The 22,486-nt window shown below is 59.7% G+C and carries 15 protein-coding genes and 1 pseudogene; 5 read left to right on the top strand and 11 right to left on the bottom strand.

All coding sequences use genetic code 11. The annotated features are described in order from the left end of the window. Positions 1-610: 610 nt before the first annotated feature. The 3 genes and pseudogenes from ACVI9W_RS23600 to ACVI9W_RS23590 all read right to left on the bottom strand — a co-directional run. Complete coding sequence (locus ACVI9W_RS23600; protein ID WP_461531419.1) at positions 611-1,168, bottom strand: hypothetical protein; 558 nt, start codon at positions 1,166-1,168, stop codon at positions 611-613. Then, positions 1,161-2,588 carry a hypothetical protein gene (locus tag ACVI9W_RS23595; RefSeq protein WP_461531418.1) on the bottom strand — a complete coding sequence of 476 codons (1,428 nt, stop codon included), beginning with the start codon at positions 2,586-2,588 and terminating at the stop codon, positions 1,161-1,163. Before ACVI9W_RS23595 ends, ACVI9W_RS23600 begins: the two co-directional genes overlap by 8 nt. Positions 2,589-3,328: 740 nt before the next feature. Beyond that, positions 3,329-3,631 (bottom strand): annotated as a pseudogene (locus ACVI9W_RS23590) (transposase); the annotation flags it as partial. Between the two features lie 554 nt (positions 3,632-4,185). Here ACVI9W_RS23590 and ACVI9W_RS23585 point away from each other — a divergent pair. From ACVI9W_RS23585 to ACVI9W_RS23570, 4 genes are all read left to right on the top strand, one after another. Further along, positions 4,186-5,625, top strand: a complete 1,440-nt coding sequence (locus tag ACVI9W_RS23585) for a metallophosphoesterase family protein (RefSeq protein WP_461531417.1) — start codon at positions 4,186-4,188, stop codon at positions 5,623-5,625. A gap of 9 nt (positions 5,626-5,634) precedes the next feature. Next, a complete protein-coding gene (locus ACVI9W_RS23580) occupies positions 5,635-6,570 on the top strand; it encodes a hypothetical protein (RefSeq protein ID WP_461531416.1) in 936 nt (311 codons plus the stop codon). Positions 6,571-6,666: 96 nt separating this feature from the next. Beyond that, a complete protein-coding gene (locus ACVI9W_RS23575) occupies positions 6,667-7,719 on the top strand; it encodes a hypothetical protein (protein ID WP_461531415.1) in 1,053 nt (350 codons plus the stop codon). Between the two features lie 127 nt (positions 7,720-7,846). After that, positions 7,847-8,782, top strand: coding sequence for a hypothetical protein (locus ACVI9W_RS23570; protein WP_461531414.1), 936 nt, complete (start codon positions 7,847-7,849; stop codon positions 8,780-8,782). Between the two features lie 327 nt (positions 8,783-9,109). Here ACVI9W_RS23570 and ACVI9W_RS23565 read toward each other — a convergent pair. After that, positions 9,110-9,966, bottom strand: a protein-coding gene (locus ACVI9W_RS23565) for an IS5 family transposase (RefSeq protein ID WP_461531413.1) whose coding sequence is annotated in 2 segments (ribosomal slippage) — positions 9,110-9,612 and positions 9,612-9,966 — 858 coding nt in all. Because the reading frame shifts where the segments join, the coding sequence is not laid out codon by codon here. A gap of 88 nt (positions 9,967-10,054) precedes the next feature. Between ACVI9W_RS23565 and ACVI9W_RS23560 the strand changes: the two genes are divergently transcribed. Next, complete coding sequence (locus ACVI9W_RS23560; protein WP_461531412.1) at positions 10,055-10,681, top strand: DUF1963 domain-containing protein; 627 nt, start codon at positions 10,055-10,057, stop codon at positions 10,679-10,681. A 220-nt stretch (positions 10,682-10,901) separates the two neighbouring features. Here ACVI9W_RS23560 and ACVI9W_RS23555 read toward each other — a convergent pair whose 3' ends face one another. The 7 genes from ACVI9W_RS23555 to ACVI9W_RS23525 all read right to left on the bottom strand — a co-directional run bounded on the left by ACVI9W_RS23555 (position 10,902) and on the right by ACVI9W_RS23525 (position 22,339). Further along, a complete protein-coding gene (locus tag ACVI9W_RS23555; protein WP_461531411.1) occupies positions 10,902-12,599 on the bottom strand; it encodes an AMP-binding protein in 1,698 nt (565 codons plus the stop codon). Positions 12,600-12,685: 86 nt separating this feature from the next. Then, a complete protein-coding gene (locus ACVI9W_RS23550; protein ID WP_461531410.1) occupies positions 12,686-13,783 on the bottom strand; it encodes a thiolase C-terminal domain-containing protein in 1,098 nt (365 codons plus the stop codon). Positions 13,784-13,845: 62 nt separating this feature from the next. Then, positions 13,846-15,663 (bottom strand): SDR family oxidoreductase, encoded by a 1,818-nt coding sequence (locus ACVI9W_RS23545; RefSeq protein ID WP_461531409.1) that lies wholly within the window; start codon positions 15,661-15,663, stop codon positions 13,846-13,848. Between the two features lie 25 nt (positions 15,664-15,688). Further along, positions 15,689-16,828: an acyl-CoA dehydrogenase family protein gene (locus ACVI9W_RS23540; protein ID WP_461531863.1), complete on the bottom strand. Its 1,140-nt coding sequence runs from the start codon at positions 16,826-16,828 to the stop codon at positions 15,689-15,691. A gap of 32 nt (positions 16,829-16,860) precedes the next feature. Further along, positions 16,861-18,006 carry an acyl-CoA dehydrogenase family protein gene (locus ACVI9W_RS23535; protein WP_461531408.1) on the bottom strand — a complete coding sequence of 382 codons (1,146 nt, stop codon included), beginning with the start codon at positions 18,004-18,006 and terminating at the stop codon, positions 16,861-16,863. Positions 18,007-18,266: 260 nt separating this feature from the next. After that, positions 18,267-20,948, bottom strand: a complete 2,682-nt coding sequence (locus ACVI9W_RS23530; RefSeq protein ID WP_461531407.1) for a LuxR C-terminal-related transcriptional regulator — start codon at positions 20,946-20,948, stop codon at positions 18,267-18,269. 248 nt (positions 20,949-21,196) lie between these two features. Next, entirely contained in the window at positions 21,197-22,339 is a 1,143-nt protein-coding gene (locus ACVI9W_RS23525; RefSeq protein ID WP_422419989.1) for an acyl-CoA dehydrogenase family protein, read from the bottom strand. Positions 22,340-22,486 lie beyond the last annotated feature (147 nt).

Raw genomic sequence — 22,486 nt, 5'->3', positions numbered from 1 at the left:
GCGCTTCTGGCCGATCGCTGCCTTCCGTGAAGGGCGGCTATGGGTCGATAGCTGCCGTTCGCGAGCGGCAGCAACTCAATGAGACTATGCCCAACAATTTCCAGAGAAGAAGCATCTAGCTCGACGACCTCGCCGATCAGATTACCAATGATTCTTTTTTTAATAAGATCGGACTGCATATGCTCTCTGTCTCGAGCAAGGACCGGTCAGCTGAGCGCTGAGGCGCTAGCTGCGACAGGTGGAGGGGCGACTCCACGATAATCACCACCCACCCCCATGGTGACCAGTGCGCGTAACGATTGGAAGCCCGAACTGTAAAGATTGATTGGCCGATATTGCCCCTCGTGAGCGTCCGCTTAGGGTCCAGGCTGTGTGAAAACGCATGCACCGTTTTGTAGTCTGCGTTGCTACGTAAAATGTGTCGGCGTTCGGCAGCCTAGCGGATCTGGAATTTACGCAGGAGCACGGTTTTTGGCGCGTTTTCAGATACTGCCGGCGCTCAAAAGCGTTTTTACACAGCCACGGCCGAAAGCGGCCGGTCGGGACTGAGGAAGTAGCTATGCTCCAGATGCCCTTGCGCCCGACTGCTGCGCCAGCCCCTACATCAGCGCTACGCGAGTGGCGCACGGGAGGTGAAGATGAAGTAATCGACAGGGTGAAGTCGATCGTCCGCACCCCGCTCCACGATGCCCAGTTTTTCTAGTCGCTGAACAGCATCGTCAAAGCCTTCGTCGAGGTTATCGGTTCCAGCGAGCAGTTCGCGCACATCGGCCTTCAGGCTGGCGATCTCCACGCCTTCCGGGTTGCTGCTCTTGCCACCGTACAAGGCCTGGCAAATGGCGGCCTGGAACACCGTCATCTTCGTCGTCGATTCGGCCATGGCATAAAGCGCAGAGAGAATGGCAACCCCCACTTTCAGCGATGATCCTTCCGAGTTGGCGATGGCCCCCAGTGCCGTGATGATCGCGCCAGACAACTTCAATATCGACAGGTGGTATGTCCGCCCGCGCGTTTCGAACATCAGGTTTTGCTCTTCTGCGGCCGTGATCAATGCAGAATCAGTTGCCAAGGCTTCGGCCAAAGCGTTCCCTGCGTCTACCTCTACGCCCACAGCCTCAGCACGCTGGTTCACTGCATGTCTAAGATCGGCAAGTTGGTGGTCATTCATTGGCCTGGTTCCTCCTAGCAGCCTGATAGGCAGCGTCCAGCTCGTCGGCTAACCAAGAAGCCCGGGAGTGGGATGCGGACTCATAAATTTTCATTAACACCTCAAGCTTTTCCGCAGCCCTGCTCGTGCCGCTCTGAACTTCCCGCTCCAGTTCAACCCGCGTCAAGGCCAGCGCGTGGCAAAGTTTGTCGGGAATACCGAACAGGAACCACCGCGAAATCGTATCCAGAAACTTCTCCGGGGTGCCCTCCATGACATGAGCAGTTAACACATTGCGGACGGTGTTATTCGTCCCCACACGCAGAATAGTGGAGGACTGGTACAAGCGCTCAAACAGTACGAACAACTTATTGAGCAGACCGTGCAAAATTCTACGCTCGGCGTGTGTCAGTGGTATCTGATTGGCAATGACCTTCATCAGCGCGTTGATACGCTTTGCCGGGCTAGGATGGGTGTGGGCGCTTTCCGTGGTGGCCGCGTACAACCATTGATTGATCAACAAAAAAACGAAAGCCCCCAAGCAACTGGTTATTCGCTCGTGCGCTGTACGGCCCGACTGGACAGACAACTTTAAGGCGATGGCGTCCGCTTCGAACTCACGCGCGTGAAGATGTTGTGTAGGGTCAGGCGAAGCAAACGTGTGCTCAAGAATATGCGCACATTCGTGCAGCATTATGAAGTGACAGGAAAATTCGGCCAACGACGCCCCCGCTTCCAGCGGATGGCACATGCGCGCTTCGCTCAAGACACTTGGAAGGGGCAGTGCCTCTTTCGTAAAATCATTGACGTCCACCACGCCAAGGGTGGCCTGACGATGCAACTGGGTTTGAAGTTGAAAAGCCACCCACTGCAGCGGGTATTTTTTTTTCAGGCGTCGCTTCTCGATAACGGTTCGCCACAGTCGCTTTAGTTTCCTGCGGGCTCTCTCCCTTACACCGACACGGCTGTAGAACGCACTGTTGGTTATCGTGGAAAAATCGAAACCGGTATGAATGGCAATCAAGTCACAGCAACGCTCGATCAATGCCGTGGTTCCCATGGGAATTAGGATGGCTACCGCGCGATCTGTTTGCGGCACGCGACACACAGTGCCATTAATATCCCCCCGACGCTCGGCGCCCACAACGAGTTCATCGCTGAGTTTAAGTTTTTCCTGAAGATCAGCTGGTAGCCGAGCGATCGCCCTGGAATAGTAGCCCTCGGCGAGATCAACCGTCTCCAGCTTCTTTAGCAGCAGTTCTAAAAAGGTTTCACAGCTCGCCAGTTCTTCCTCGCTAAAGCACTCGTTTGCCCACTGTGGCGGCCGCAGTCGCTCGGGCGTGCTGTTGAGCGCAACGAACCAATCACACACATCGTGGATGCCTTGACGTTTGCGGAGATAAACCCGAGCCTTAGACGGCCCGCTGTCAGCTGGCTGCATAGTACCCCCGTGTTTTCATGATCGCAGTCTTATAACCAACGTTGCCGGCGTCAGCGGCGAACACTCACGAACGGAAAGCAAGACAATACGCCAATGGCTCAGCAGAGCGTTTAAAGCTCACGCGCTGGGCCTCTTGCATGGACTATAGTCAACCGAAACGGCGCCTGCGCGGGCCAAATCAACCTTTAACGTTGCGCCTTACTTCGCGCACCGAGGCGCCACGCCTGCCCCGGCCGATTGACTCCAACCAGTTCGTTGCCTCCAGTGCGGTGACTCAGCAATTGGGCTGGTTTGGAGAGTGGCTTGCACTTCGACCAGTCGGAGCTAGCCATCGACGCGGCCAGGTGCTCTTGTTGACTAGCTCCTGGCCAGTAGATGATGACCTTGGAGCAAGCCAAACTGATTCAGCTGTTCCACACGCTTTCAGGATGGGAAAGGCTATTACTTGGTTCGCGGTAAAAACATCACGCTCAGCACGGCCGGGCAGCAGCTTTAAGACTGAGTGATAGACTGGGGGCCGAAATGCGATCGTGAGGACTTGGATGATTGACTGGCCGCTATGGGTCCAGGCTGTGTGAAAACGCAGTAAATACATCGAAAACTGAGAGTCGCGCGGATTGCCTGTGGAATCAGCAGGCGAAAGCGCGAATAGCCCTACTCAGCAAAAAAGGCGTTTGTAATGCCATATGGGCCGCGTCAGCGGCCCATATGGCTTTTAACGGGCCAGTAAGCGGCGGGATTTACGCCCTGATCGCCTCAAGTAGCCCTGCGATGCCGAAGATGCTAATCATTCGTTTGAGGTTGTAGGCAAGCACCTGAAGGCTCATCTCGGTGCTTACCCTCGGCAGGGTTTTGGTCAGAAAGTGGGTACTTCCCATCCAGAATTCGAGCGTGCCAAAGGGATGCTCCACCGTCTGCCGGCGAACCTTCATCTTCCCCGGATCATGCTCCAATCGGATCCGCACTCCTTCAACTACTGCTTCATGCTCCCAACGCTTTAATCGCCGCTCTTTACCGGTCGTACACTGCTTCTGCATGGAGCATCTCGCCACTTCCTCGCCAGTGCGGGCTGCCACCGATAGCAGCGTGCAACACCACGATATTCCCCCGGCGTCACTGGGCACCGCGCTCAATCAACTGGGCCAGCAAGCCCATTTGTTGTTGTCGTTTCCCAATGGGTTGATTGCCGGACAAAAAAGCCCTCAGTGAAGACCACCAAGTGCTTACAGGGATTGCAGCCTTCGGCGGCAACGAGATGGAGCTTGGGGCCAATTGGGAAGCGTTCCACGATTATACCGAACGACGATTGGACAGGGCACCCGAACACTACTAGCGTTATGCCATGCGTCAGCGCTTCCAAAGTGAAGAGTACCTGGCGGCGGCGTCCCTGTGACTCACAAGGAGGTCGGAATGCTCGAACCGTTCCGCCGCAGGACTACGGCGGGCTGATCGAGCCACTGGAGGACTATAACTACGTAGTACCAGAGCCCTTCTCTGAGGTCCATCTACCGCCGCCGCTGTAGTCGGAGCGCGGACGATTGTGCAAACGAGAACCCGGTTGTACTCGCAGGCCCCATCCTCGTCGTCAGGAGGCGCAATGCTACGTTCAGTGATTGCCGTGCCCGGTCGCCCGGGCTTTGGTGCCTTGCTGTGGTGGTTCCAGGGGCCTGACTCAGCACCTGGGCAGTACAGCTTGGAGCTAGACGGCGTGATGCTGCCGGGCATCCCACTGCTATTGAGTGTGAGCGCAGCGTTGAACATGACCACCGGCGAAGTTGGGAAGCTCGCCGCGCGCACCTTCCTGGTGGTGACTACGCATGCCGATGGCGCTTCTGGAGCGCCTCACCAGCTGCGAGTCCACTATAAGAATGAAGTCAGCAATACCGCATACTCGCGCACCCTGCCCAGTACCGCGGACGGGGTGAACATGGTGCTCGCCAGCTGTTTCTATCACGGGAACAGTCGACTTTCCTCGGCGCCCTTACCCAAGCCTGTTGGATTGCCGCACGTCAAGATGCTCTGTGGCGATCAGATCTACCTCGACCTTTCGAAAGGCGGCTTGCATCCACATCCGCTCAAGGATCCCTGTAAGGCATATGAGCAGCAGTGGAACGACGACCATTTTCTGTCTTGGATGGCCTCGGGCGGCAATCTGTGTTTACCAGACGACCATGAGTTCTGGAACAACTATCCCAGCCAGGAACGTGCAGGAATTCTGAGCGCCTTCTTCCAAGAGCCTCCTGCAGGCATTGACCGGAAGATGGAACAGGCATTCCTCATCTACCAAGGTGTTCTCAACACCGACCCCGATGAGCTGCTGGCCCTAGGAACCTTGGTCAAGGACCACCTCTACTACTTCGAGTTCCCCGGTGCGCATGCCCCGGCAAACTTCCGCAAGCTCTTTTGCATGCTGGTGCTGGACACGCGCACCCGACGTAGCGCCTTGGACATCAAGGCCAACGCGTATCAGTTTACGGATCCGCATTGGCTCAAGGATGTCACCCAGCGCCTGGCTGAACGCAATGGCCCCACAGTGCTGGTCACCTCCCAGTCCCTGCTCGACCGGGGCCGCGGCTCCGAGAGCAACCTGGCGGACTATGAGGACCAATTTGCCGCGCTGTGGAACGCGCTTCTGGGCTGTAAGCATCAGGTGCTGCTGCTCACCGGCGATATCCATTGGAGTCGTGTGCAGGAGGTCGTGCGGGACAAGAAAATGAGGCACTACGAGGTGGTTTCGTCGGCCCTCTCGCGCATAAGTCTCACTTCCGTCAAATGGCGAGGGTTGGAGAGCAAGGTGACCTGGCCGGGGGGGTGTATCAGCGCGAAACGCACGGCTGACAGCTTCGAGACGCACACCTACGCAAGCCTCGGATTCACCACCCACGACCAGCGACTGCTTCGGTGCACGGTGCGCTGGTGGGAGATCAATGGCAATGGAAATCATATTCCCAGCGACATGGCACCAGGCTACATAGCCGATGCTGAGTCCAGGTTGGGTGCGAAAGAGTTGTGGAATGTCCCTATAGATCTGAGCTAGGAGCCTACGATGAGCTGTCGCCTGTTCTATGACACGGAGTTCTTCGATGTCGAACCGTCTGCCACCCCCACGGATCTGACCAAGCAGTTTCATGACAAGGACAACGCAGCGTTCCTGGCTGAAGTGGCCAAGAGGTTGAAGAAGCTCAAGGGCCCCAAGGGAGATGGTGTTCCCTATCATGCTCCTGACGGTGAAATGGCAATCGGCTTGATCGGGTCCTATGGGCTGTTCGGCTACGGTCTGCGGCGCAGTCAGGAAATCCTCCGGCTCGACCGCGGACCGTCGTACTGGAGTCACACGTTCTTGCTCAACGGTGGTCTGACAGATGAGTTCAAGCGGCTGCGGGGCCCCGAGAGCCCCTGGTTGCTCGAATGCACGTTGCGCCCCAGCGTGTCCCTGAGCGATGCCCTCTATCGCGATGGCGTGATGCCGCGCCGCCTCGCCGAGTACGCGCCGGCGAAGTTCGACTGGCAAAGGATCACCAGCGTCCCGAACTTCGCGGTGATCTCGCTAGCACTGACTGATAAGGAGCGGGCAGCTATCCGCAAGGCTGCACTCTGGCCGCAGAAGGCCCGCCAGCAAATCGGCCTGGCGGCGCTGGCAGGCCAGTGGTTTCACTACCTGACCGACAAGGGGGAAGTGCGCAATCCGTTGTCCCTGGGCCAGTCGATGTATTCGGCGGCATACGTGCAAATGGCGTACGGCGCCGCCAACATCGACCTCGCGCCCAGTGCCTCCCAGAACACCGTGGCCCCCGAGCACTTTTGGACCTTGGCCAAGCACCTGCAGAGCCTCAGCTTGTACCGCGACCCATCCACTAATGAACTCCAGGAGCGACCGTTGAAAATCTGGACCTGCATCCGTGACCCTCACTGCACGATCACGGGCGAGAGCCAGACGGTGACACGATCGGTTCCGACCCTGGAGAGCCTTCTTGAAGGCTAGCTTCCTGGGCGGCTATCGGGTGCGACATCTGGATCTGGGCGACAATGGGTTTCCTTTAGCGCCAGCAGTGGCGCATTAACAACCAAAGGGTGTGTGATGGGTATTTTCAGGATAGTCGGGGACGTAAACGTACCAGAAACCGAATTCCGGCAGTTGGCTGCGCGGCTAGCCGAGATGCCTGAGCAGCCGTTGGCGGTGGGTGCTCTTTATGGGGCAAAGACCCCATTTGAGCCAATAGGGATCGGCAAGCCACTTACCATCCAGATTCGCCATGTGTATACGGGGAAATTTCCGAAACGGAGGGCTTTCGGTGGATCGAAAGATGTCGCTGTTGTTTCAGGCGTAAAGGATTACTCGGTCTTCAACGCCACAACCCGTGCGCTCAATTTTGTTCAGCGCGATCACGCTGCGTATACGTCAATCAAAACGCCGCCAGCCTTCGTCGATGGAACGACGATAGTCGCATACTTCCCGGCAGTCACCACTGAAAGCCTAACGGTGTCGTTCGAGTTGGCGGTAGACGACTTCCCGCAGGAGTTTGTGGACAAGGTCGGAGGGGCATTCCAATCGCTCGCTGGTATTCCGCTGCTCCTACCTTATGCAGGGTATTTGCTGGCCGCAGGTGAGATCATCAAGCTAGGAGGCAGCCTCGGAAACGGAATCTTTGATGGAAAGCCCGAATTTGAAATCACTGAATCGCTCCCTTTCGACTCGCCGGGCGAGCTTGTAGTCGATGCTGATTTTCGGCTGGTGACCCATTCAGAGACGCTCCGGCTTGACTACGAATACGATAGTCAACGCGGGATGGTTAACCGTAAAACGAAGAAGGTCTACGATGGCGATGAGCCCTATCTGGTGATCAGCCTTGATGGAAGGCAGCGCCCTGATCTCGCTGACTTTGCCTCGACAGCCGCAAGCGCTTCGGTACTCAAGCAGTTCCTCAATTTGGGCGAAGACGTTCGTACCCCGATTGATACCATCGTGGAAGGCATCAAACTTATGTCAGACATGCGCTTTCGCAAAAAGGCGATGGCTCTGGCCGACTCCTTAAAACGACTGCCGGAGGGAAGCGCCGAACGAGAAAGGCTAAAGAAGATTCATGATGCTCTGGTGAATAACATCATGGACGATCTGTTCAAACCCGCGTAGCAGACATTCCAGCTCCAGAACCACACCGGCGTCCGTCAGGAGCCAGGCGGTACTGGAAACTGAAGGCGGAAGCGTTCGTTTCCCACTATTAGGCTAAATGTTCACTAAACCACCTGGAGGCATTGTCATGACTCTGAGCCTGTCAGAAGAGGACTTTCAAGCGATCCTTGACGCGGGGAACTGGAAGGACACTGCCGAGGACCATGAGACTTTTTACAAGGAGCAGATACCGGCGGCCCTCGTGCAGCGCTGGGTACAAGCGTTCGACCCGGCGATCATTGAATCAACCGCTGGCCTCGCGGCGCTGACGCTCGCCACTTCTACGGCCGCGTGGGGCGTGACGCCGGTCGCTGGGCTGCCCGCGGATCCAGAGGGTAAGGAGTGGAAAGGACCGCGCAAGGGCAACGACGGCAAGCATCTGATGAGCTATGCCGTGGGCGGAATTGGTCTTGACCATACCGACAGTAGTAGCCTGGTAGACCTGATTGACTATCTCAAAGAGAATCACCCCAACCTGGCGCCGGAGGCGGATCGATTCTTCGAGTTGCGTGGTATCAACTTCGACAGGATTCGAGCCAATGGCGGCGTGTGTGTTGAGCCGAGAGCGGAGATCACCCTGGACCTGGATGGGGCTCCGTTCGGGCATTCGAAATACGGTGGGGGCGACTCGTATTGCAGGGATTTCAGGAAGGGCAACACAACCCTGGAGGACTGGCGCATTTTCCGCCACTGGATGCGCGCTGCCTTGCGCACGCGTGAAATCCAACGGCTCATCATCGAGCGCTGGATCAATCGGGTTTGGGTACCGTCCTACAAGGCAGTGATGTCGGCCGGTGGATCGGTCGAGGATGCCATGGTCAACAGCCGGATTCGCAACTCAAGCCCCGCCACGGCGAAGTGTGCCCTAGGGAAGGCAGCTGGGGCAGTTGATCGGATTCAAGCCCAGTTGGACGCCTACTCCGACCCAGATATCAACTGTGGCGGCAAAAAGAGGCATGTGGAGCGGTGGGGTGTAATGAGGCGGCCGGTGGTGCTCTACAGGCACTTTCGTGGTATCGACTGACCTAGGCGCCAGGGGTGCTGTTCTTGACGGAGCTTATCGAACATCTGATCGAGGAACTCGCCGCTGCGGCGCCATCGACTTCCTCTACATAACTCAGTGCATTATCCAGGCAGTTGGTGAAGGCTTGAAGTTGGCGAACTTCCCAGCGCCTCTGCTAGCCTAATGATGGCCAGTTATTCGACTGATGAGAGTTCATTTTTTGTGCCAGGGCAATAACTGCATCTTAGGGAGGCGGCTATGACTGATGAAGCAGCAAAGGGTGAGGGAGAAAGTAATGGGAAGGGAGATCTTGGCCAGATAGCGGTTAACGACCGGAATAACCCACAACTAGGCTCTGTCTGAAAAAAGGTGTCGCATACACCGCATGACACAAGCCAGCGAGACCATCGCGCCATAACTTTTTGCGAGCTTGTCAAAGCGTGTCACGATTCGGCGGTTCTCTTTCAGCCAACCGAACATGCGCTCGATCACATTACGTTGGCGGTACTTTGGACGATCAAACAGGCGGGGCAATCCAGGCTTGGGTTTGCGCTTCATCGCACGCAAAGGAATGACCGGTTGCATGCGATATCGGTCACAGAAGCGCCGTAGTGCATCAGCGTCGTAGCCCTTGTCGGCCAAAAGCCAGCGGCAGCGCTTGCGAGGACGGCCGCGTTTGCTCGTCGGGATGCAGACATCGTCCAGCAATGGCTGTGCGTAGCTGATATCGCTGGCTTGACCGCCAGAAAGGAGAAAGCGCAATGGCACGCCGTTGGCGTCGCAGAGCATATGAATCTTGGTGGTAAGGCCACCGCGACTGCGGCCTAGAGCGTGATCGGCGGGTTCATCGCCCCCCCTTTTTTGCCTGCACCTGATGAGGCGCGGGTAGCACGAACAGCAGTTGAATCGATCATCCAGGTCTGCAGGTCAATTAGCCCTTGATCATTGAGCTTAAGATGCAATCGCTTGAGCATCTGATCAAATGTTCCCCGGTTTCGCCAAACTCGGAAGCGGTGATAAACCGTCCGCCAAGGCCCAAAACACTCGGGCATGTCCCGCCAAGCAGCACCTGAGCGCAACAACCAAAGCACGCCATCTAGCATCAGGCGATCACTTGATCGCGGTCTGCCTCTGGTGTGGGTTGGGGTGAAGAGATCCGCAACCACATCCCATGCTTCATCCGAAAGTTCGTATCGCTTAGCCATCACAGGATTCCTTTCCATAGATGGCTGAGAACCTTACAAAATCTCAGCGCCCGCGGCACTGGAGTTCGGTTTCTCCGACTTTCAGACAGTGCCTAATGAGATTGAGGAAAGCTGGCTTGGAAAAGTATTCCTTTTCCGGCCTGATGAAGTTCTACCAAGAAACAAGGCCGGAGATGAGCTGCTTCCGTATGCACAGTTTCACCTACCAAGCCTGCCATTCACCAGCCCGGCTCTAAAAGGGGTTCGTATCCTTACACTGTTTGTTGCTGATCCCTTTCCAGAGCAGTTCGAACCAATGGGTAACAACTGGCTTATCAGAGAATATGGGGCTGACGATGTGCTTGTCCGAAAGGAGCTGTCGGTATCAGGCTCGCACATCAAACCCTTTCCCTTGAAGGCTGAACTGGTGGCAGAAGACTTTCCTTTATGGGATGGAGGCGGCGTACCGGCGGGCATCGAGGCTGAAATACTCAGGCTTGAGCGGACAGGTGAGATACAGAGTTACTACGACCTGGTGACTCACACATACGAACACAAGATCGGCGGATACCCCTCATTCTGCCAATCTGGCGTTGACCCGGGTGATAATTTTGAGTTCGTGTTCCAGATATCGTCAGACTCAAAAATAAACTTGAATGTGGTGGACGGCGGAAGCCTGATGTTCTGGAAGAATACCACCACTGGTACATGGACTATTTACTATGATTTCTACTGATTATCATCAATATCACCATAGCAGGCGCTTTTTTGTGCCTGCGATGATGTTTTATAGCGGGCTGCACATGGACTTCTTCACAAGTGCCGGACTCCTTCAGACCGGTCCGACAACCTTGCGCAATCCGTCATCCTTCCCTGCTTGGCGGCAGTCAGTGACGGATCGCTAATAGCAAGGGGCACCGAAGTACCTAGTTAAGACAGCTGCTCCCACCGACAGCTTACTCAAACACCACCTTGCAACGACTACCGCCCCACCCTTCGATCTGGTTGTGATAACGCTCTTCAATCTGGCTACGGCGAATCTTCAAGGTCGGCGTCAGCAAAGCATTGGCAATAGACCAGGGCTCATTGACCACCACCAGACACGCCAGTTGCTCGTGTGCCTCGAACTGGGCGTTGACCTCTGCCAGGAACACCTCAAGCTCGGTGGCAACCTTGTCACGCCCTTCGGCGCTGGCCAGGGCTGCACGGGTCTCGGCGGACACGTTTAGCAGCGCCAATGGCTGCGCCAACCCTACACCGGTAACGCATGACGCCTCAACCCGCGGATGGTTACCCAGCTTGGCCTCGATAGGCACCGGTGCAACGTATTTACCCTTGGCGGTCTTGAACAGTTCCTTGACCCGCCCGGTGATGCGCAGGCGCCCCTGCTCGTCCAGCTCGCCCCGGTCACCGGTGCGGAACAGGCCGTCCTCGGTGTAGCTCTGGGTCGTCAGTTCAGGCAGTTTGTAGTAGCCGAGCATCTGCGCCGGGCTCTTCACCAGGATTTCGTTGTCCGCCCCGATACGGCACTCGACACCCGGAATCACCGCGCCGACATAACCAACACGCACCTGCCCCGGCAGGCTGAAATGCGAGGTGCCGAAGTTCTCCGACATGCCATAACCCTCCAGCAATTCAAGCCCCAGCTGGCGGTACCACTCCATGACTTTGACCGGCAATGGCGCCGAACCGGAGAGCCCGGTATGCACCTGGTCAAGCCCCAGCGCCGAGAGGATCTGCGCCTTCATCAGCTTACCTTCCACCGGGTTGGCGAACACGGAAGCCTGAGTGGCCGGGTCGATGCGTTCGTTGATGCCCTGGTAGAACTTGGTCCACAAGCGCGGCATCGACAAAAAGATCGTCGGCCGTGCCCGGCGCAGGTCTTCACTGAAGGTTTCCAGGCCCAGGCTGAAGAACACCTGGCAACCACTGAACAACGATACCGCTTCCACCACCGCGCGCTCGGCGGTATGCGCCAGCGGCAGGTACGACAGCAGACGGTCACTGCTGCTGGTGCCCTGACCGTTGGCGTACATGCAGCCGGTCACTGCCGGCGCGGCATACATGGCAGCGAAGCTGTGCATCACGCCCTTGGGGTCGCCGGTGCTGCCGGAGGTGTAGATGATCGTGGCCAGTTCTTCGGGGCCCGGCAGGTGCACCGATTGCAATGGCCCGGTCGTGGCGATGATGTGTTGCCAAGACGTGCCTTTGCCACAACTGGACATCGGCAGGTCAATCAACGGCAAGCTCTCCGGGATCGAGGCGCAAACCGCCTGCCAGCCGGCCGCCTCGCCTTCCAGGCGGCCAACGAACAGCAGGCGCACCTCGGCGTGTTCCAGCACATAGCGCACGGTGTCGGCATTGGCGGTGGTGTACAGCGGCACACTGACGTGCCCGGCCATCCAGACCGCCAGGTCGGCGATGATCCAGTGGGCGGTGTTTTTCGCGAACAGGCCGATCGAGGACTTGGCCGGCAAATCGAGCGAACGCAAGTGCGCGGCCATGCGCCGCGCCTGGTCGCCGACTTCGCGCCAGCTGTACTCCTGCACACTGCCATCCGCCAGGGGTTGGGTCAGGTAGATCGTATCGGGGGTACTGCTCTCCCAGTGGAGGAAACGATGCAACAGCGTAGTCTGATTATTGTTGTTGTACATGGCAGATCCTGCGTCTGAAGGGTGGTGTTCCACCTATTGAAATTGTTCTGTTTCGAGCCGGTCCTGGTGCGCGTTGGCGCAATGCTTCAACTGCGCTGATAAAGTGTGGTGATCACCGTACCCGTAACGCCGACGTGGTGCTGCAGGGCAATGCGGGCGTTGGCGACCTGACGCCGGCCAGCGCTGCCACGCAACTGGTGGGTCAATTCGATGCATTGTGCCAGAGCACTGAGCGATTGCGCCTGACCGAGCGACAACAGGCCACCACTGGGATTGACGACCAGGTTGCCGCCATAGGTATTGTCACCTTCCTCGACCAGTTTCTCGGCGCTGCCCTCCAGGCAGAAGCCCAGCGCTTCGTACAGCAGTAACTCGTTAAGGGTGCTGCAATCATGCAGTTCGCACACTTCCACTTCCTGTGGCCCCCTACCCGCTTGTTCATACAGCTCGCGGGCGGCAGCCACGTTGATGTCGTAGCCAACTTCGGCAAACGTCGATCCCAGCGTGGCACCGGCCACCTGCACGGGTGCAACGCAGGCCTGGGCCAGGGTGCGGATCACCGGGCCGTTGCAGTAGCGGCTGGCGAACTCGCTGGAACACAGCAGCAGCGCCGCCGCGCCCGCAACGGGCCAGGCGAACTGTGGCTGAGTGAGCGGGTCGGCAAGCATGCTCGCGCCCAGTACCTGATCCAGGCTCAGTGGCTGCCGGAACGCCGCCAGGGGATTGAGCGCCGCATGCTGACGGGCTTTGACGGCGATCATCGCAAAGGTTTCCCGCCGTGCCTGATAGCGCGCCATGTACTCGCGCGCCGTACTGCCCAGGCGCTCGAGCATGCCGCTCATGTCGGCAAAAACGGTGGGGGCACTTTGGACGCCCAACACCAGAATGCTTTCAGCCTGCCCCTGCGCGATGGCCTGGCAAGCTTCAGAGAACAAGTCGCTTCCCTGCCCAACGCGGCGCAATGGCACCTGCCCCACTCCAACCTGCTCAAGACCAGGCTGCAATGCAGCAGCGTCGGGCCCATCCGCAGCGGCATAAACCGAGGTAAGGCTGCTGGCGGGCACCCCGGCATCGACCAGCGCCTGACGCGCCGTATGGCCAACCAAGGCCACTATGTCCGGGCTCAATGCCGCCGAGCTGAAGGGGGACATACCTACGCCAATCACATTGACGCAACGTTGCATCGTGCTCTCCTGAAATACAAAGCTGCCGCTACCGGTCCAGGCTAGCGGCAGGTGGCCATGAGTCAGGCCGGCACGGACTCGAACAGTTCGACCGCACCATTTTTCAGCACCAGGACGTCTCGCTCCACTGCACGCATCTCAACGATGATGCGCGTAGCAGACTCACGCCACATGCGCGTTTCCAGGGTGTCACCGGGCATCACGATCGAGGCGAAACGCGCGCGCACGCTCTTGAACAGGCGCGAATCGTTGTCGCAGAACGCCTTGATCACATGACGGCCGAGGTAGCCGAAGGTGCACAGACCATGCAGGAACGGCTTCTCGTAACCAGCCTTGGCGGCATAGTCCGGATCGACGTGCATCGGGTTCCAGTCTCCGCACAGGCGATACAGCAGCGCCTGGTTGACCTCGGTGGCATCGGCCAGGACGGCGTCGGGTGCGCGGTCCGGCGCGACGTTGATCTCTTCACTGGCGACGCGCTCCAGCCCGGCCCCCGGAACCCCCGGGTAGAAGCCTGTGACCTCGTTGTAGAACAGCGGCGTGCCGTGCTCGTCGGTGGTCTCGATGGCGAGGATGCTGACCGAGCTCTTGCCTTTGTCGATGGCGGCTTTCAAGCGCATGGTGTGCTTGAGCTTGGCCTTGGGCGGCAGCGGACGGTACATCACGGTGTACTGCTCGCCATGCAGGCCCTTGGCGAACGGCAGGTTCAGGCCTTCGAGCTGTGGCTCGCCGGACTTGGCCGCACGCAGGAACACTTCGGTGGCAGGCAGCACGGCCATGGTCGGCAGCACGCGGAAATCGTCGCCGGCGAACTCGTTGACGTAGAGCAGCTCGGTACGGTCCAGCGGGTCCTTGGCGGCACCAACGGCGAGCGCGTACAGCGCAGCATCGTTCTGGTCGTACTCGGTTTCCAGGTAGGACACCGCATTGGCCGCCACTTCCATATCGACGAAGGCGTTGCCGCCTTTGGCCGGGGACTCCATGCGGGCAAAAAACTCTTTGAAGCTTTCGCCGCCGTTGGCGTGATAAACGCTGTGCTCATCGAAACGGGTGATGCGTTCCCAGTTGTCGCGCACCAGCTCCGGGCTCAGGGTGTTGCTGTGCAGGAACCGGCCCTGGGAACGTTCCCAGCGATACTTGGCATGGAAACCACCGCCAACTTCGAACAGCCCGCCAGTGTCCTGGCACTGCTCACTGCACAGCCAGCCAACCAATGGCGCAACGTCTTCCACTTTCAGCTTGTCGTGCAGCTCCTCCGGGAACAGACCGCTGGCGATCACCATGCGTGAGGCAGCAATCGGCGCAATGGTGTTGACGCGGATGTTCTTGCTCGCGCCTTCGATGGCCAGCGAGTTGGCAAAACCGATCAGCCCGGACTTGGCGGTGGAGTAGTTGCACTGGCCAAAGTTGCCGAAGATACCGGCACCGGAGGCGGTCATGACGATGCGACCGTAGCCCTTGTCGCGCATGATCGGCCATACCGCGTGAGTCAGGCGGAACGCGCCTTTGACGTGGACGTCCTGGATCAGGTCCCACTGCTCTTCGGTCATCTTGTGGAACGAGGTGTCACGCAGGATGCCGGCGTTGTTGATGAGGATATCGACGGTGCCGAATGCCTCCAGCGCGGTGGCGACGATCTTCTCGCCCTCGGTCACCGAATGATGGTCGGCGACCGCTTCGCCACCCATGGCACGGATTTCAGCGACCACGGCGTCGGCTGCCGCGCTTGAGCTGCCGCGGCCATCGGTGCTGACCCCCAGGTCATTGACTACAACCTTGGCGCCGCGCGAACCCAGCAGCAAGGCGTGGGCGCGGCCCAGGCCGTTGCCGGCGCCGGTGACGATTGCGACTTTGCCGTCAAAACGGATTTCTTCAGACACGTGTGCACTCCTATTGTTATCGCGCTCACAAGGTGCGAGCGATGATTTCCTTCATGATTTCGTTGGTGCCGCCCCAGATGCGGTTACCGCGGGTGTCCAGGTACAGCCTGGCGATCGGGTATTCGGTCATGTAGCCGTTGCCGCCATGCAGTTGCAGGCAGGCATCGACCACCCGGCTGCTGAGCTCGGCGGTCCAGTACTTGGCCACCGCTGCGGTCTCTGCGCTCAGCTCACCGCGCAGTAAAAGCTCCATGCAGCTGTCGACCCAGGAACGGCCGATCTGGATTTCGGTCTTCAGTTGCGCCAGGGTGAAACGCGAATTCTGAAAGTCGAGCACCGGCTTGCCGAACACGATGCGCGTGCGGGTGTAGTCGAGGGTATGTTCCAGCGCGGCTTCGGCCTGGGCCTGGAAGCCCACGGCGCCGATGATTCGTTCCCACGCCAGGTCGTGCATCAGCTGGTAGAAGCCCTGCCCTTGCTCGCCACCGAGCACGTTTTCGGCGGGCACGCGGCAGTCGTCGAAGAACAGCATGCTGGTGTCCTGGGCGTGCAGGCCGATCTTTTCCAGCGGCTGGGAACGGCTGAAACCGGCCCGCTCCTTCTCGACGATGACCAGCGAGATGTCCTTGGCGCTGCCGCTGTTGCCGGTCTTGCACACCACCACGGCCAGGTCGCAGGAGGCACCGTTGGAGATAAAGGTCTTGGAACCGTTGAGGACGAGCTGGTCGCCCTCCAGCACTGCGCGAGTACGCACGGCCTGCAGGTCCGAGCCAGTGTTCGGCTCGGTCATGGCGATTGCGCCCACCGCCTCACCGGCAATCATCTTCGGCAACCAGGCCTGCTTTTGCGCCTCGGTGCCATAGTTGAGGATGTAGAACGCCACCAGGCCATGCACGCCGAAGCCGATCAGGCCGGTGGCGCCGACACGCATGAATTCTTCGGCGAAGACCATATCGAACAGGCGGTCGGCACCCGGGCCGCCATATTCTTCGGGCATCGACGGCAGCAACATGCCCAGCTCGCCGGCCTTGCGCCACACCTCACGGGGGACGCACTTGTCCTTCTCCCACTGGGCGTGGAAAGGCGCGACTTCTTCTTCCATAAAGCGGCGACAGGCGCGGCGGAACTCGTCGTGCTCGGTGCTGAACAGTGTACGGGGGATCAGGTATTGCATTGGGTAGTCCTCAGCGGCCCGGCTCAGAGTGTGCGTCCGACCAGATCTTTCATGATGTCGTTGGCGCCACCGGCGATGCGCAGCACGCGGTGATCGAGGTAATGACGGGCTACCGGGTACTCGAGCATGTAGCCGTTGCCGCCGTGCAGTTGCACGCACTCGTCCACTACCTTGGTGTAGAGGTCCGAGCACCACAATTTGGCCGCTGCGGCCGCTTCAGGGCTGAGGGTGCCGGCCAGGCACTGCTCCATGCAGCGGTCGACGTAGTTCTGCGATACCGCCAGTTGCATCTTCAGGTCGGCCAATTTGAAGCGGGTGTTCTGGAAGGCAAAAATGGGTTTGCCAAACACGTTGCGGCCCTTGGTGTACTCCAGGGTGCTTTCCAGTACCGCCAGGGCGCCGGCAACACTGCTGATGGCGATGGACAAGCGCTCCCAGGCCAGCTCCTTCATCAACTGGAAGAAGCCCTGACCGGGCACGCCACCGAGCAGGTTCTCCTTGGGTACGCGCACGTCCTCGAAGAACAGCATGGTGGTGTCCTGCGCATGCAGGCCCACCTTGCGCAACGGTTGCGAGCGGCTGAAACCGGCGCGATCGGCCTCGACCAGAATCAGCGAAGTGTCCTGGGCGCCCTTGCCGGTGTTGCCGGTCTTGGCCACCACCACGACGATGTCGCAGTTGCTGCCGTTGGAAATAAAGGTCTTGGCACCGTTGATGACATATTCATCGCCATCCAGTACCGCACGGGTCTTGACCGCCTGCAGGTCGGAACCGGTATCCGGTTCGGTCATCGCCACCGCACCGATGGCCTGGCCTGCCGCCATCCTCGGCAGCCACTGGTGCCTTTGCGCTTCGCTGCCGAAATTCACTAGGTAGCCGGCAACGATGTCATGCACACCGAAGCCGATCAGGCCGGACGCAAGGCCGGCGCGGTAGATCTCTTCAGTGGCAACCATCGAGAAACGCCGATCCAGCTCCAGCCCGCCATAGGCCGCCGGTGTGGTCGCGTTGAGCATGCCCAGCTCGCCGGCACGGGCCCAGATCTCACGGGGTACGCGATGATCGGCTTCCCACTGCTCCTGGCAGGGGGCACATTCCTGCGCGAGGAAGCGCCGCACGCTGTTGCGAAACTCCTCGTGCTCATGATCGAACAGGCTACGCGGAATCATTGAAGGTTCTCTCCTCGGCTAATCGTTCTACCGCCTTTGCAGGTGGCGCTGAATCGATCATAGGAGGAGCTGTCGGTGACCCCGCCCCCTCACTGCGGGGGGGATTTGCGGGGTTGTTGAAGGTAACGGCCGCGCCCCCCCGACCGGGGTTGGTCGGCCAGCGGCCAAGGGGCCTAGGCTAGGTCGGCGAAACACCCGTGCAGGCGGCGATGGGTACGTCCACGCAACGTCCCCGGCCGCCCTGCACGGGTGATTCGTGCCTACTCGATCAAGCCGTGCTTGCGCGCCCAGGACACGGCGTCATAGCGGCTGGAGACGCCGAGTTTGGCGTAGATGTTCTTGAGGTTCCATTTCACCGTTTCCAGCGAAATGTTCAGTGTCAGAGCGACCCGTTTGTTGGCCATTGCCTGGCTGATCAATTGCAGGATTGCCAGCTCACGCGGCGTCAGCATCGACGGTGCGCCAGTGGCCGAAGCATCATTGCTGCGCCCTGCGCCGCCTTGACCGAAACGCTCCAGTAGCAGCGTCAGGTAGCTATCGTCTGGCGCCGTCATCGACACATTGGTCAGCGTCGAGAGCAGCTTGCGCAGCACCTCGCCCTCATCCAGGAAAGTGCGCACCAACCCCAGTTGACGCCCCTGGGACAAGGCGGCCAGCAAGTGCTCCTGAGCCAGCTGTGGTTGCAGCAAGTCGGCTCTGGCGCATGCCGTCAACAGCTGGCCGGTGACCTGCAGCTGTCTACGGCGGTACTGGCTGGCGTAGCGATCGAGCGTTTCCAGTTCGAGCAGGGCTTTGTCCGGGTAGTTGGTGGCCAGCAGCAGGCGAGCACGGGCCAAGGCGGCCATCGCCACGATGTCGGCCTGAAAACCCTGCGCGCCCTGGTAGGGAACGATCAGTGCCTGCAGTTTGGTGACTTGCTCGGTGGCGTGCGCCTTGTCATTTTCGAGCAAGGCGATCCGCACTTGCTCGGCCAGGCAGTGAACCAGCGCACGATCCTGGCCAATGGTACGGAAGTGACGCTCCTGGCGCTCCAGGAATGCCATGGCCACCGGGGCGCAATCTTGCAGCAGGTCCAGGCGCGCACGACAGATCGTGGCGCGCAACATGGTGTCGGGCATGGCCCATTGCAGCAAACCGCTGCGGTTGGCGAGGATTTCCCGCGCTTCGTCGGTTCTGTCCAGCTCGCGATACACCTCAGCCAGGGTCGCTGCGCCCAGGTAGGCACTGGCGGACCGATGACCGTGAACCGACACGGCGCGCGCCAGCTGTGCCGAGCCAACGCGCTCGGCCTCAAGGATGCGCCCTTCCTGCAAGTAACACAGGGTCCGCGCGCCCTGGGCGACCAGGGCCATTTCCGCATCCTGCTCGGATTCAGGAATCGGGTTGTCATCCAGGCAGCGCATCGCCTCCTCCATCCTTCCCGCCGCCAGGTAGGCAATGGCCAGCAACGCTGGCGCACCGTAGCGGGTCACCGAATAGTCATCGGGCAAAGGCTGGAAGTCATTCAGCAAATCAATGATCGGCTCGGTGCGATCACGCTGTAGCTCGATTGTGGCCTGCACCAGCGGCAAGCGATAGGCGACGTCGTCCTGGTGGGCCGCACCGCTGTGACGGAACTGCTCGAGCCAGGCCTCGGCTTTGGCCGGGCGTGCGGTCAGGGCATAGGCCAGACAACCGAGGAAGAACAGCCGCGGCCGGGAGAACAGGATGTCTTGCGGCAGGCGGTCCAGCAGCCGCAGCAACGGGCTCAGTTGCCCCAGGCTCCAGGTCGCCGGTGCAGCCCGCTCGATCACCTCGGCGGCAAACCCCAGGTCGCCGGCCTGGGTGGCATGGCGGACGGCTTCGGCGAGCAGTTTGCGCTCGGCGAACCAGTGCGCCGCGCGGCAATGCAGTTCGGTTTGCGAGGTGCTGTCGCGGCGCTCCAGGCGCGTGGCGAGGAAGTCGCCGAACAGCGCATGAAAGCGATACCAGGGCTGGCGGTCATCGGCTTCGACGCGAAAGATCAGCAGATTGTCTTCGTCCAGGCGCTTCAACATGGCCTGCGCCGAGTCACTGCCGGTCACCGCTTGCGCCAGCGAGGCATTGAAGCGCCGGCAGATGCTGATGCTTTCCATAAAGGTCGCAAGCTCGGCGGGCAAATGGGCCATGACGTTTTCAGCCAGGTAGCTCTGCAAATCGTCGGAGCGCCAGCCCATTTCGCGCAACGTGCCACGCGAATCCGGGTCGCTGCGCAGGAGGATGATCACCAGTTGCAGGGTGGCCGGCCAGCCGCTGGTGAGCTCGTGGATCTGGTGCAGCTCCTCCGGGCTGAGCTTTAACGTAGCCAGGCTCTGTTCAAGAAACAGGCGCGACTCGGTCAGGTCGAAAGGTAGCGCGGCACAGTCGATCTCCACCAACTGCCCGCTCAGGCGCAGGCGACTGAAGCTCAGTGGCGGGCCGACCCGCGATGAAATGACGAAGTGCAGGTTGTCGGGGCTGTGATCCAGCAACTTCTGCATGAGTTGGTGGGCGCGCGGGTCCACCACATGCTGGTAGTCATCGACGACCAGGAACAGCTCTTTGTTGATCGCGGCGGCGCCTTCGACAATCGAGGCGACGACTTCATCGATCAGCTCCTGGCGTGCCCCTTCCAGCGGGATGCCGCTGTCCAGCACGATGCCCAGGCGTTGCAAGGCGCCGCGTAAATAAGCGAAGAAGATCGACAGGTGCTTGTCATCGGCGCTCAGCGACAGCCAGGCCACCTCGGCGCCGGAGCGCATCATCACTTGCCGCCACTGGGCCAGCAGCGTGGTCTTGCCGAACCCGGGACTGCCGGTAATCAGGCCCACGCGACACTGTGACATGCCGCGCAGGTCCTCCAGCAGGCGTTCACGAATGATCGTCTGGGTACCGATGCGCGGTGGAGCGAATTTCGTCGAAACGAGCAGTTTGTCGGTATGCATGTGCTGACTGGTCTCCGATCCTGCCGAATGCACCGGGACAGCGCCTTTGGCGCTGCACGATCGGCAAGGTGTGGCCACGTTCTGGCGTTTTCGGAATATTCACCCGAATACCGGCAAAAGTCAGCACGTATCGATACCACGCCCTGGCTTGCGGCAACTTCGGGGATCCGCCTGGCACAGATGGTGGCGGGGAACCGAGACAAACCACCCCCTACAAGTGAGGGGGCTGGCGAAATCGATGCCGGGAGTCAGAGCGTGCGGGCCACCAGTTCGCGCATGATGTCGTTGGCACCACCGTAGATACGGTTGACCCGGCTATCCAGGTAATGGCGCGCCACCGGGTACTCCAGCATGTAACCGTTGCCACCGTGCAACTGCACACACTGATCGACCACCTTCGAATACAGCTCGGTACACCAGAGTTTGGCCGCCGCAGCCGCCTCCGGGCTCAGCTGATGCTGCAGGATCAGCTCCATGCAGCGATCGACATAGGTCTGCCCGAGGACGATCTCGGTCTTGAGTTCGGCCAGTTTGAAGCGGGAGTTCTGGAACTCGATGATCGGCTTGCCGAAGGCTTTGCGTTCGCGGGTGTAGGCAACGGTCTGCTCGAGCACCGCCTGACTCGCGGCAATCGCCAGGATGCCGATGCTCAGGCGCTCCCAGGCAAGTTCCTTCATCAGTTGATAGAAGCCCTGGCCCGGCTCGCCACCAAGGATATTGGCCTTGGGCACGCGCACATCCTGGAAAAACACCATGGTGGTGTCCTGGGCGTGCAAACCAACCTTGCGCAACGGTTTCGACTTGCTGACGCCCGCCCGGTCGGCTTCCACCAGGATCAGCGAGATGTCCCGCGAGCCCTTGCCACTGTTGCCGGTCTTGGCAATCACCACAATGATGTCGCTGTTGGTGCCGTTGGAGATGAACGTCTTGGCACCGTTGATCACATAGTCGTCGCCGTCCAGCACCGCGCGGGTTTTCACCGCCTGCAGGTCGGATCCGGTATCCGGTTCGGTCATGGCCACGGCGGCGATGGCTTCACCGCTGGCCATTTGCGGCAGCCACTGCTGCTTTTGCGCCTCGGTGCCGAAGTTGATCAGGTAACCGGCGCAGATGTCATGGACATTGAAACCGCTCAGGCCCGAAAGCCCGGCACGGGCCACCTCCTCGACCGCGATCATGGAAAAGCGCCGGTCCAGGCCCAGGCCGCCATAAGCCTCCGGGGTGGTGGCGTTGAGCATGCCCAGCTCACCGGCACGCGCCCACACCTGGCGCGGCACCAGGTGATCCTCCTCCCACTGCTCATGGAAGGGTGAGCAGTGCTCGGCGAGGAAACGCCGGACAGTGCTGCGGAACGCTTCATGCTCATGATCGAAAAGGGTACGCGGAATCATCGTTTGACCTCGGGAGACGGTGGCTGCTTTGCGTCACCTTAGGGCTGTGCGCCGCGGTTGCGCCCCCTCGAAGCGGGTAGGCGCGGGCGCGCCCCTCTCCTGGAGGGAGGGGTTGTGCCCGGCGGTGCTTCCTAGAATGCGTTCTCC

The sequence above is a fragment of the Pseudomonas sp. 210_17 TE3656 genome (genome assembly GCF_054821965.1).
Note: the sequence above shows the minus strand (reverse complement) of the source record. Positions and strands in the feature narration are given on the sequence as shown.

Excerpts from the sequence above, each read along its gene's own strand:
- ACVI9W_RS23600 (WP_461531419.1), bottom strand. The coding sequence starts at position 1,168 with ATGAATGACCACCAACTTGCCGATCTTAGACATGCAGTGAACCAGCGT.
- ACVI9W_RS23595 (WP_461531418.1), bottom strand. The coding sequence starts at position 2,588 with ATGCAGCCAGCTGACAGCGGGCCGTCTAAGGCTCGGGTTTATCTCCGC.
- ACVI9W_RS23585 (WP_461531417.1), top strand. The coding sequence starts at position 4,186 with ATGCTACGTTCAGTGATTGCCGTGCCCGGTCGCCCGGGCTTTGGTGCC.
- ACVI9W_RS23580 (WP_461531416.1), top strand. The coding sequence starts at position 5,635 with ATGAGCTGTCGCCTGTTCTATGACACGGAGTTCTTCGATGTCGAACCG.
- ACVI9W_RS23575 (WP_461531415.1), top strand. The coding sequence starts at position 6,667 with ATGGGTATTTTCAGGATAGTCGGGGACGTAAACGTACCAGAAACCGAA.
- ACVI9W_RS23570 (WP_461531414.1), top strand. The coding sequence starts at position 7,847 with ATGACTCTGAGCCTGTCAGAAGAGGACTTTCAAGCGATCCTTGACGCG.
- ACVI9W_RS23555 (WP_461531411.1), bottom strand. The coding sequence starts at position 12,599 with ATGTACAACAACAATAATCAGACTACGCTGTTGCATCGTTTCCTCCAC.
- ACVI9W_RS23550 (WP_461531410.1), bottom strand. The coding sequence starts at position 13,783 with ATGCAACGTTGCGTCAATGTGATTGGCGTAGGTATGTCCCCCTTCAGC.
- ACVI9W_RS23535 (WP_461531408.1), bottom strand. The coding sequence starts at position 18,006 with ATGATTCCGCGTAGCCTGTTCGATCATGAGCACGAGGAGTTTCGCAAC.
- ACVI9W_RS23530 (WP_461531407.1), bottom strand. The coding sequence starts at position 20,948 with ATGCATACCGACAAACTGCTCGTTTCGACGAAATTCGCTCCACCGCGC.
- ACVI9W_RS23525 (WP_422419989.1), bottom strand. The coding sequence starts at position 22,339 with ATGATTCCGCGTACCCTTTTCGATCATGAGCATGAAGCGTTCCGCAGC.